The following is a 10,979-nucleotide window of genomic DNA, read 5'->3' as shown; positions in this document are numbered from 1 at the left end:
GAGTTGTAGCACCTGGCGTTTGAGGAACGTAGACGCGCCCTGCGCGGCTTCTCGCAGAGTAACCCAACATTATCAAGGCTTTGTTGGGTTTCGCTTGCACTCAACCCAACCTACATTTCTTCTTAACTGAACCGTATTGGGGTTAGTCTCATCTTTTGTAAGGTCAGTATCTAGCTATATAGTGGTAGAGCCACCTTACAACTGGGAGCATATTAAGCTCTCTAGTTAACTAGAGAATCAAGCTATTTGAGAATCAAAAATTGCAGATTATCCTGCTCATTACAGAATTGATTTTTTAAGTTGGATCGATAATTGGACAGATGGTATTTTCAAGTATTTCAGAAACTCTTTCCCAGCCTGAAAGCAGTCCTTCTAACTCTAACTTCAATACTTGTAGCTGTTCGATTTGGTATTCGATTGCTGCAATTTTATCATTTAGTTTTACTTTAACTCTGTATCTCTCTCATTTGTATTAGAAATTTGTACAAGAAAGTGTGCCCAGCGTTGGGGAAGGTATTCTAGACAAAGGTGTTGCTTGCTAGTTATAAATCTAATGCTGGGCGCAGATGCTCTCGGTTTTCATGCTGAAATCTGCGTAGAAAACTGCTGTGTGCGAAGAGTGTTGGATGGCTCTACTTCAATCACACCGCGAAACATATTCATGCCGCAGGTAAAGGTGTAAGTTCCTGGTTGCTTGGGAGTGAACTCAATCGTAGTAACCTGGTTTAGGGGTAGCTCTTGGGCAATGTGCAAATCAGGAAATCGGATTTCTTCAAGGCAACTGCTGGGGTCTTTGCGGTAGAAGTTGAGCCGCACTCTTTGATCTGCATTAACTACAACTTGGCTTGGTTCATACCCACCATCAACCGTAATTGTTACCTCCTGGACGCCCTGCTTTGATTGTGCTTTTTGCGATTTTGGCTTACTCAGCAGAAACCACCATAACTCCAGTCCTATCAATCCTAATCCACCAGCAGTAACGGCTGCTTTTGCCCATATGGGTTGTTCGATGCGACGGAACTGACTTGTTTGCTGTGTTTGAGATGGTTGCATCTGTTCGTGGGACATTTGTGCAACTGCTTTGTTAGAAGCAATTCCAAATATCAATCCCAAACTCGCAACACTGCCAATGATTGCTATTTTGTTCATTATTTAAACGTCTCCGTTGGCGAATGTAACTAGATTGCAAGCTACGCTAACGCGCCAAAAATAGCTCCTAGCAAAAATCCAAATCCTGCTAAAGTTGCAAAAAATGTTACTTTCTTGAGCATCGTTTCTACTCCTTGTGATTTATTCAACCAATTGTTTTGGTTCGGAAATTACGCAAACGCAGTGCATTCGTGACTACTGACACGGAGCTAAACGCCATTGCTGCACCTGCAATAATTGGACTGAGCAGCCAACCGAAGAAGGGGAAAAGAATTCCTGCTGCAATTGGAATACCAGCGATGTTATAGATAAAGGCAAAAAAGAGATTCTGACGAATGTTGCCAATCGTGGCACGAGAAAGTTGAATGGCGGTGACAATCCCGTGTAAATCTCCAGAGATGAGGGTGATATCACTAGCCGCGATCGCTACATCCGTTCCTGTGCCAATTGCCATCCCGACATCAGCTTGAGCCAGGGCCGGTGCATCATTAATGCCATCCCCGACCATTGCTACAATTTTGCCTTCTAACTGAATTTTCTCGACAGTCTCGGCTTTCTGATCCGGACGAACTTCAGCAAAAACTCGCTTGATCCCCACTTCACGAGCAATAACTTCGGCAGTGCGGCGATTGTCTCCAGTCAACATCACTACTTCCAATCCCATTTTTTGCAATACTCGAATCGCGTTCACGGAAGATGGTTTTACCGCATCAGCAATGCCCATAATCCCTTGGATTTTGCTATTTACCGCAATCCAGATGACCGTCTTACCAAGATACTCCAGGCGATCCCAATGTTCTTGCAATGCACCTGTATTAATACTTAACTCATTCATCCAACGGTGGGTGCCAATTTGTACCCATTGATTTGACACGTATCCTTGCACACCACTACCAGCGATCGCTTCAAACTCCTGTGCATCAGTTAACTGCACACCTTGAGATTGGGCATACTGCACAACTGCTTCAGCCAAAGGATGTTCTGAATTGCGTTCGACAGATGCTGCAAGGCGCAGAAGATTTAGCTCGTTGCTATTGACTGTACCGTTGACGGTTACAAAATCAGTGACGGTGGGCTTACCTTGCGTAATTGTACCTGTTTTGTCCAGAACAACAGTCTTAAGCTTGTGCGCGAGTTCCAGACTTTCTGCCCCTTTAATGAGAATACCATTTTCTGCACCCTTGCCTGTTCCCACCATGATCGAAGTCGGCGTTGCCAAGCCAAGCGCACACGGGCAAGCAATAATTAACACACCTACAGTGGTAATCAGTGCCATCGTCACATTGCCCATGATGTTGTACCAAATGATAAAGGTGGCGATCGCAATGGCAATTACAGCAGGTACAAACCAGCCAGTAACTTGATCAGCTAATCGCTGAATCGGTGCTTTTGAACCTTGCGCTTGCTGCACTAGCTTGACAATCTGCGCTAAAAATGTATCTTTACCCACTCGTGTTGCTCGGAATTTGAAGCTACCAGTTTTGTTGATGGTGGCTCCAATCACTTCATCACCCCGCTGCTTCTTCACAGGTACACTTTCACCTGTTACCATGGCCTCATCAATAGTCGAGGAACCATCAATAATCTCCCCATCCACCGGAATCTTTTCACCCGGACGCACTAAAACAATATCGCCTTCAATTACTTCAGCGAGTGGGATGTCTACCTCTTGGCGATCGCGAATCACACGAGCGGTTTTAGCTTGCAAGCCTACAAGTTTACGAATTGCTTCAGAAGTTTGTCCTTTAGCACGATTTTCAAGCAGTCGTCCCAGCAAAATCAAAGTGATAATAACTACAGCTGCTTCATAGTAAACATCAGGCGGTAATCCTCGCTCAGTGAAGAACCCAGGCAAGAAGGTGGGGAAGAGAGAATACAGATAAGCGGCGCCTGTACCAATCGCCACCAGTGTATCCATTGTTGCCGTGTGACGTTTCAAAGCTTTCCAAGCATTGATAAAGAAAGATGCGCCACACCAAAACAGCACAGGTGTTGCCAGTACCAACTGTAACCAAGGATTGTGCATCCACATGGGAATAAAGGGAATGGACAACCCTGTCATCATTGGTAGCGAACCAATGACTAGAATGGCGCTGATCATGCTGCCAACCCAAACTTTTCTAACTAACGCTCGATTTTCTGCTTGGCGTGCCTGCTGTTCTACATCATCTGCGGTAAATAAATCATCGTCTTGTACGGGTATTGCAGAGTATCCCACCGCATCTACCGCATCGCAAATTGCTTCTGGGTCAGTTTTTCTCTTGTCATAGGTGACAGTGGCTTGCTCTGTCCCGAAGTTAACGCTACACTCATTCACACCCCTGACGGAGCGAATTGCATCTTCAATTGTTTTAGCGCAAGAGGCACAACTCATACCCCGCAGTTTCAGATTTGTGTTTTCCATTGTCAAACCTCCTAACGATGTCCTGAACTGCTTTTTAAAGAATTTAGTGGCTCTTAACGGTATAACCTGCGGCTGTAATTGCTTCTGTGATGGCAGCTTCTGGTGCTTGAGTTTCAATCTGGACAAGCTTAGTTTTGGTATCAGCCTGAACAGTTGCGGCTGGATCGACAGTTTTCACCGCTTTTGTGATGCTTTCTTCACAGGCAGAACAAGCCATGTTAGGAACTTTAAGTTGAAGTGTCATTTGATGTACTCTATTTAATTAATGAACTAATCCTATTTTGAAATCTCCATCTTGCTGGAGAGTCAAGGGGTAGTGAGAAAAAATTTTTGAGAGTACAAAAAGTATGACTAGGTTGCCTAAACTCCAGTTTTTTAGGCATCATCAGCACTGATACCCTTAACTGAACCGTACTGGAGACAAACTCATACTTTAGAGAGATGAAACTTTGTCATATCTTTACACAGATGAGTCTATTTTTTTGATTTCTAAATACAGTATCAGAAAATTAACTTATAAGCTTAATATCAATTGGCCTCCATACAAGCCATCTAAATTCATAAATATCTAACTTTTTACGAAAAATATTTTATGTAATTGGAAAACAATCAATCCATCACACCATCAGAGGGTAGCAGTATCTCATGCTGAGAAATACTGTTACGTTCGCATGTCTTTACTTTAACGGTATTTTTCGTATCAGGAGAAAATGTCTATTTTGGAAAATATTTTTACATTCTGATTAATCTTTAAGAACTATGACTGATAGAAAACGCCAGTGACCTACCAAAAAATATTGCTATGTGTAGGGATATTGCTATAGGTATCTAGAAAATATAACAGGAGATTAACATTGATGTTTATTGATAGCCGGAAGTTACCAAAAGATGAAGTTATTCAAACAGAAGTTTGTATTGTTGGTGCTGGGCCTGCGGGGATTACACTGGCGCGAGAATTGATTGGGCAAGACTTTCGAGTATGTTTAGTAGAAAGTGGCGATCTAGAATTTAATCAACAGACGCAATCTCTAAGTGAGGGTGAAACTGTTGGTGAGCCTTTTCCAAACTTACAAGATATGCGTCATCGTCAGTTTGGTGGACATGCTAATGTTTGGAATGTTGAAATTAATCAAAATCAACGTGGTCTGAGGCATATGACCTTGGACGAGATAGACTTTGAAAAACGTGATTGTGTGCCATACAGTGGTTGGCCTTTTAGAAAATCTTACCTAGATCCTTACTACGAGCGCGCTCATGAAGTCTGCAAACTTGGCCCCTTTGCTTATGACGCGCTGAGTTGGGAGGATGCTCAATCTCCTCAGTTACCTTTCATTGGCGATCGCGTAACTACCAGCATGTTTCAGTTTGGGCCTCGCGATATTTTCACCAAGGAATATCGCCAACAAATTGATCAATCTCCTAATATTACTACTTATTTAAATGCAAACGTCGTAGAAATTGAGACTGACAAAACAGCTAAGAATGTCACTCGTGTACGCCTAGCTTGTCTCGACGGTAATCAATTTTGGATAGCCGCCAAAATGTTTATCTTAGCCACAGGTGGGATCGAAAATGCACGTTTGTTACTGCTATCTAACAAAATTCAAAAGACTGGATTAGCTAATCAGAATGATGTTGTCGGCAGATTTTTTATGGATCATCCGATTCTTCGCTCTGGTATGCTTTATCCTTCTAGCCGAAAAATGTTCAATTCGACAGCTTTATATGATTTACGCCGAGTTAATAATGTACCAGTCATGGGAAAACTTCACTTGAGTGAACGAGTGATACAGCGTGAGCAATTACTCAATATGAGTTTTATCCTGTTTCCCAGAGATCACAAGTATAAATCGGCGGCTAAGGCTTCCGTAAAAACTTTGTTTTCTTCAATTCGCCGTGGACAGCTTCCCAAAAATGCTGTTCAACATTTGGGTAATGTGATCACGCATATTGATGAGCTGGTGAGCGATTGGTATAAATATCAAATCAAACGGGAATATTTGTTCCCTGATTTGAGTTATGGCGGATGGTCGAAGCACGAAGGTAACGAAGACAGATATGTCAAGTTTGAAGTCTTGAGCCAAACCGAACAAGTCCCAAATCCTGATAATCGGGTGACGCTTGGTACTAAACTTGACAAACTTGGTTGTCCTCAAGCACATTTAACTTATCGATGGAGCGAAATAGACATTTGCAGCATCAAGCGATCGCAAGCAATTTTAGCAGAAGAGATTGCTCGTGCAGGCTTCGGTGAATTGCAGATTGAACGTGATGGAGAACTTCCGGTGGTTCTGGGTTTTAGTACGCACCATAATATGGGAACAACGCGGATGCATATTGACCCCAAACAGGGTGTTGTCGATGCAAATTGTCAGGTTCACGGGATCTCGAATTTATTTATCGCAGGTAGTTCGGTTTTCCCAACAGGAGGTTACGCCAATCCCACCTTGACTATTATCGCTTTGGCAATCCGCTTGGCAGATCATGTGAAGACTCGGTTTGCTGTTAAGTCAGAGAATCTCACAGCCAAACTTGAGAGCAGCAAGATATATGCTCAGAAGACTTCAGATCATTATCAAAATAAATAACATGAATGCGAAAATTCTATAAGCTATCAAGTTAATTTTCCAGAGAATATTTAGTAATAGAATCTCATCGAGAAGTAAACTTTAATTCATTTACGGCAATTATGAATATCAGCTAAATAGCCAAAACCTGCTTTATTTGGTTATTTAAAGAAAGTCCACGTAGGTGGACTTTCTTTATTGAGTAGTGAATTTTATTAGCCCAATTATTTCCAAGTATCTCACTTAATGAGTTTGGATTGCTATAGTAAATACTGTGACCAAAAGTAAAAATTTAAATCCTTTAGAAGCATATAGAAATTTGAAACAGATTCAAATGGATTTGAAATTATGATTCATGAATTTCTTCTCAGCTTAACCCGTTTACTAATCTGGTTTCAAAAGGGGAATCCGCGCCAAGATCACTATGTCAAATCATCAACTCAGGTTTCTGAAGTTTCTGAAGCAAACCGCTTGATTCATAGACTTAACTGCATTTCCCTCAACGATCATGAGTCTAAGTATCTGCACGCTCACCTAACAAAAATTTTGGAGGCTCGCAATCCCGATAAAATCACTGAGAACGCATCAAATTGTATTGTACTTGAAATGAGTGAAGAGGAAATCCAGAAGTTTACCGACTACGTTGGAGAAAATAGTACCTGTTTGTTCCGCGCCATTGTTCAGACTGACAATAACCAGACTCAAGTCAGAAAACTGAGGATTATTGGTAATCACGGGTTACGTTTATTTGATGTGATAGTCAAAAGTCACAATAGTAAGGAACCAGATCAGAAATACATTTACAAAGACAGCGGTGATCTTTTCATTCCACCTAGTGCAGACCTTAGCACGGTTAATAATAGTCCTTGGATGGACTTTCAGCACCTCAGCATCAACGATACTGCGCCTACTGATTTGGTTCCTGAAAACCTGATGCGGGCGTTGCTTGAGAACATACGCACATTCATGAGTGTAGACACGATTACAATTCTCTTGCCAACAGAAAATGGTCAGCAATTAGGTGTATATGCCACCATTGGTCTAGAAGAGGAAATTTTAGAACGAATCCGAATTCCCCTTGGTTCTGGTTTTGCAGGTAAAATCGCCGCTAGGGGCGAGTATACGATTGTAGACGACTTGTCAAAAATAGAAGTAGTGAGTCCAATTCTGCGTCACAGGGGAATCCGCTCAATACTTGGTGTTCCACTGGTACTTAAAAACCAAATAAACGGTGTCCTTCATGTTGGTACTTTTGGTTCCCGCCAATTTACAAAAGACGATGTCAAGCAGCTACAACTTTTTAGTGAACATCTTGCTTTGGTAATGGAACCTTTATTAAGTTATGGGAAAATTACTAACCTGAATGAAGCTCAGTATGTTAATAATTACACTAAATATCCTAAAACTAGAACAAAAGAGTCTGTTGGGATACGTACGAAAGAGAACATAATATTCATCGAAGTGATGCAATTATTAAAAAGTCTGATTTATATGAATCTCAGCCAAGGACGTATTTGCTAGCACAGAATGAATAATATGAAGGCGAACATGACAAAGCAAATCGCCCGACTCAGCAGATAAATGCTATCCAAGCAAGCGATCGCTTTTACTATATGGTTTTTGACGCCACCTATGTTCTAAAAATTAACCAGTACTAGAACAGTCGGAAAATAAACGGATACCGGATAGGTTGATCAGGATTGCTGAAACACTTTAACAAAGCCCAAATTGTTAGTCCCCAGTGCAGTAAAAAACCAAAAGCAACAACGGGGAAAAACAAAATTCCGCCGATACCAAAGGTCAAAAAAGATAGAATCCCAATAGGTACTCCAATTACTGTTGCCCAGAACCAAACATTGAAGTGAAAATTAATTGATTCTTTGGCATTGCTTTTCACAACTGGGTCATCGGATATTAAGTTAATGACAATGGGAACCCCAATCGAAAATAATGCTGTACTAAAAAAAATTGCCCCATGACACAGAGATGATAGCAATTTGCGCTTATCAGAATTGTATGTTACGTGCATCCTGGTGACTCCTTTATTCACTTTCTTGCTTCAATTTTAGCGATCGCCAATCTCAACTGAGTATTGCAGGTTGCCGTACCAATGAGTTTACAGCCTTTTTCTGTAGATAGATTAACTTTGTTTACTCTTGATAAACTATCGGTAATGAGGTTTACCGAACTCTCTCATTATGTTGGTATTGGTTAGCTAGGATGTTTGCGTTGACGAACAGATATGGAATGCGATCGCCTCACGTTAGTATTCGACTAATGTATCTGATCAAGTTAGCAACACCAGATAACATAAAGTAAGGCAAAGTCCTAACTTTAACATTACTTAAACAAGGTGGTAGAAAATGGGCCGTCTAAATCCTTACTCTTTACAAATGCAAATCACCCAGATGTTTGAACAAGGACAATCATTTTTCGCGACAACTAAAGTACAAGAATGGTTGAAAGAGCGTAATCATAACCCTGCTGATTATGAAATTATTTTCCACAAAAAACCAGCTCCTCCAGGCTCCAAAGAAGTCATGGTAGTAGAAATTGAATTGCGACGCAAAGATGGACAACCTGTAGATTCTTGGTTACAAGAACAAGCCAATTTACATGCCTGAAACCTAGCATTTATCTACATCACATGACAGTCAATATCCCAGAATCAGCTACTTACCAAGGTGGATGCCATTGTGGCGCAGTACGTTTTCAAGTTATAGTTGATAGACACAAAGCAGATGATTGCAACTGTTCTATTTGCAGGAAAAAAGGATTCTTGCATTTAATTGTGCCACAAGATAAATTCACTTTACTACAAGGCGATGATGTATTAACAACTTACACATTTAATACAGGAGTTGCCCAGCATAAATTTTGTCGCATTTGTGGAATACACTCTTTTTATATTCCTCGCAGTCATCCCGACAGTATTGATGTTAACATCCGTTGCTTAGATGGTAATGTAGTGACAAAGTTTGAAATTGTACCTTTTGATGGCGCAAATTGGGAGCAGAATGTACACAAGTTGTGGTAAGTGAAATGTGGCTATAGCATTCCTAAATCATTCGTGAGAGACAAGATCCCCAACTTCTCCAAGAAGTAGGGGATCTGGGATTTCGATTCTCACAAATCATATAGGAATGTTATAGTTTGAATTTGCGGCGTTACATAATTAAACCCAAAAGTTTTTCTCTGAATAATAGTATAAAAAAATACTTTAATTTTATAAATAAACAGTGAAGTACCTGACAGTTGTTATACAGGGGAGCTATACTGTAGCAGTCTTAGACTAAATTTAACTCAAAGAAACCTTTTATACTAAAAAATGGCTTAGATTTATTTATGTATAGATAGATAAAGATTGATTCAAGATATATATTCTTGTTGCATAAATATTGTCTTCTCATGATTATTAATGTTATCTCTAAAATTAGCTGGACAATAGTAACAATTATTCTGATTTTTGAAGATATGCCTGTGTGACATAAACATTCAGATTATCTATCATGTCTACAAAACTTGGTTTTACACATCATCTTCCTTGATGTGTTAATTTGCAATAGAGAATGTGCATTTTACTAATTTCGTAACAACATTCCTGATTTTTTGGGTGGGTGATTGTAAATATTACAAAATGAGAGATTAACAAGCACTGTGGCAGATTTGGAAGATTGAAGTTATTTTGAGAAGATAAAAAATCTATCAACAAAACTGATTGTAGTATGTCATACCAATTTACAAAACTAAGTCCAGAACAAGAGAATTTAATTAAATTTTATCAACACAAGTGGAAAAATATTGCTCTTTCAACTAAGCGAATTGACCGACAAAAAGCTGCGGAGACAGTTAAAGAAGTTTATGCTTTTTGTGGTCTTGCCATGCCAGAAATAATATTTTCTGAAAGCCCTTATGAGGCTATGAGTAAGACTTTACCAAGCTCTGAGTCTTTAATTATTTCACCCTTAATTCAAAGATTGTTGCAGTTGCGTTTAAGTATATTAAAATTATTTCCCGAACAAGCAAGGTTTCACCAAAATCATCTTGCTATTGAAAGACCCGATAATGTGAATGTACACATTCATACGACATTATATTATCGATTTATTTCATACATGAAATCTTTAGAACAGCAGTTCCAAGTCGATTTAGGATATCTCACAGAATTAGAAATTGAAGTCAACTTATCAGAACTATATCACCAACTACAAATTGAATTGGGTGAACAATATGATAGTAACTTCATACCTGCTGCTACCTTTTGTAGCTACTGTAGTTGGCTAGATTTTTGGAAATCTGCATTAAATTACACTGGCGAGCAAGAGTTGTTGCAGCTATTTCAATCTTTAGCTAAATCTTGTGGTTGGATTTTTCCTTATAAAAAAGTAGCGGTAGTGTGCGATCGCCCCACCAAATTATGCTTTGATAGCGATAACCACCTCCATGCAGAAGGTGAAGCTGCGATCGAATTTGCTGATGGATATAAACTTTACGCCTATCACGGTGTCACCTTACCAGAAAAATACGGTAAGCTACACCCCCAGCAATGGCAAGCAGAATGGTTGTTACAGGAAGAGAACGCCGAACTACGACGGGTATTAATTCAGGGTATCGGCTATGCTCGGATGATCGAACAATTACAAGCAACTGAGTTAGATCAACATCAAGAATATACATTATTAAAAATAGAGAACGATGTCGATGTAGAACCTATTTTTCTCTTAAAAATGAGTTGTCCCAGCACAGGATATATTCATGTGTTACGTGTACCACCTGATGTACAATCAGCACAACAAGCCATTACTTGGGCGAATTGGGGAGTTACACCAGCAGAATTTGCTGTGCAAACTTGATTTTCC

9 protein-coding genes are annotated in these 10,979 nt (G+C 40.0%); 5 read left to right on the top strand and 4 right to left on the bottom strand.

Going from position 1 to position 10,979, the window contains the following annotated elements:
- Nucleotides 1-579 precede the first annotated feature (579 nt).
- The 3 genes from ACE1AT_RS18355 to ACE1AT_RS18345 all read right to left on the bottom strand — a co-directional run bounded on the left by ACE1AT_RS18355 (nucleotide 580) and on the right by ACE1AT_RS18345 (nucleotide 3,797).
- A complete protein-coding gene (locus tag ACE1AT_RS18355; protein ID WP_374870866.1) occupies nucleotides 580-1,149 on the bottom strand; it encodes a cupredoxin domain-containing protein in 570 nt (189 codons plus the stop codon).
- A 145-nt stretch (nucleotides 1,150-1,294) separates the two neighbouring features.
- On the bottom strand, nucleotides 1,295-3,553 hold the full coding sequence (locus tag ACE1AT_RS18350; protein ID WP_374870864.1) for a heavy metal translocating P-type ATPase: 2,259 nt from the start codon (nucleotides 3,551-3,553) through the stop codon (nucleotides 1,295-1,297).
- A 43-nt stretch (nucleotides 3,554-3,596) separates the two neighbouring features.
- Entirely contained in the window at nucleotides 3,597-3,797 is a 201-nt protein-coding gene (locus tag ACE1AT_RS18345) for a heavy-metal-associated domain-containing protein (RefSeq protein WP_374870862.1), read from the bottom strand.
- Nucleotides 3,798-4,410: 613 nt separating this feature from the next.
- Here ACE1AT_RS18345 and ACE1AT_RS18340 point away from each other — a divergent pair.
- Together ACE1AT_RS18340 and ACE1AT_RS18335 are read left to right on the top strand one after the other, a co-directional pair.
- Complete coding sequence (locus ACE1AT_RS18340; protein ID WP_374870860.1) at nucleotides 4,411-6,141, top strand: GMC oxidoreductase; 1,731 nt, start codon at nucleotides 4,411-4,413, stop codon at nucleotides 6,139-6,141.
- Between the two features lie 327 nt (nucleotides 6,142-6,468).
- Nucleotides 6,469-7,641 carry a GAF domain-containing protein gene (locus tag ACE1AT_RS18335; RefSeq protein ID WP_374870858.1) on the top strand — a complete coding sequence of 391 codons (1,173 nt, stop codon included), beginning with the start codon at nucleotides 6,469-6,471 and terminating at the stop codon, nucleotides 7,639-7,641.
- Between the two features lie 133 nt (nucleotides 7,642-7,774).
- Here ACE1AT_RS18335 and ACE1AT_RS18330 read toward each other — a convergent pair whose 3' ends face one another.
- Complete coding sequence (locus tag ACE1AT_RS18330) at nucleotides 7,775-8,149, bottom strand: DUF4870 domain-containing protein (protein ID WP_374870856.1); 375 nt, start codon at nucleotides 8,147-8,149, stop codon at nucleotides 7,775-7,777.
- A 334-nt stretch (nucleotides 8,150-8,483) separates the two neighbouring features.
- Between ACE1AT_RS18330 and ACE1AT_RS18325 the strand changes: the two genes are divergently transcribed.
- The 3 genes from ACE1AT_RS18325 to ACE1AT_RS18315 all read left to right on the top strand — a co-directional run bounded on the left by ACE1AT_RS18325 (nucleotide 8,484) and on the right by ACE1AT_RS18315 (nucleotide 10,973).
- Nucleotides 8,484-8,744 carry a hypothetical protein gene (locus ACE1AT_RS18325; protein ID WP_096675179.1) on the top strand — a complete coding sequence of 87 codons (261 nt, stop codon included), beginning with the start codon at nucleotides 8,484-8,486 and terminating at the stop codon, nucleotides 8,742-8,744.
- A 23-nt stretch (nucleotides 8,745-8,767) separates the two neighbouring features.
- Nucleotides 8,768-9,157 carry a GFA family protein gene (locus ACE1AT_RS18320; RefSeq protein ID WP_374870854.1) on the top strand — a complete coding sequence of 130 codons (390 nt, stop codon included), beginning with the start codon at nucleotides 8,768-8,770 and terminating at the stop codon, nucleotides 9,155-9,157.
- Between the two features lie 688 nt (nucleotides 9,158-9,845).
- A complete protein-coding gene (locus tag ACE1AT_RS18315; protein WP_374870852.1) occupies nucleotides 9,846-10,973 on the top strand; it encodes a DUF6745 domain-containing protein in 1,128 nt (375 codons plus the stop codon).
- The last annotated feature ends 6 nt before the right edge of the window (nucleotides 10,974-10,979 follow it).

The organism is Pelatocladus sp. BLCC-F211 (genome assembly GCF_041928655.1).
Taxonomy (GTDB): domain Bacteria; phylum Cyanobacteriota; class Cyanobacteriia; order Cyanobacteriales; family Nostocaceae; genus Pelatocladus.
The sequence above is the reverse complement of the archived record's forward strand: the minus strand, read 5'-3'. Positions and strand labels throughout refer to the sequence as shown.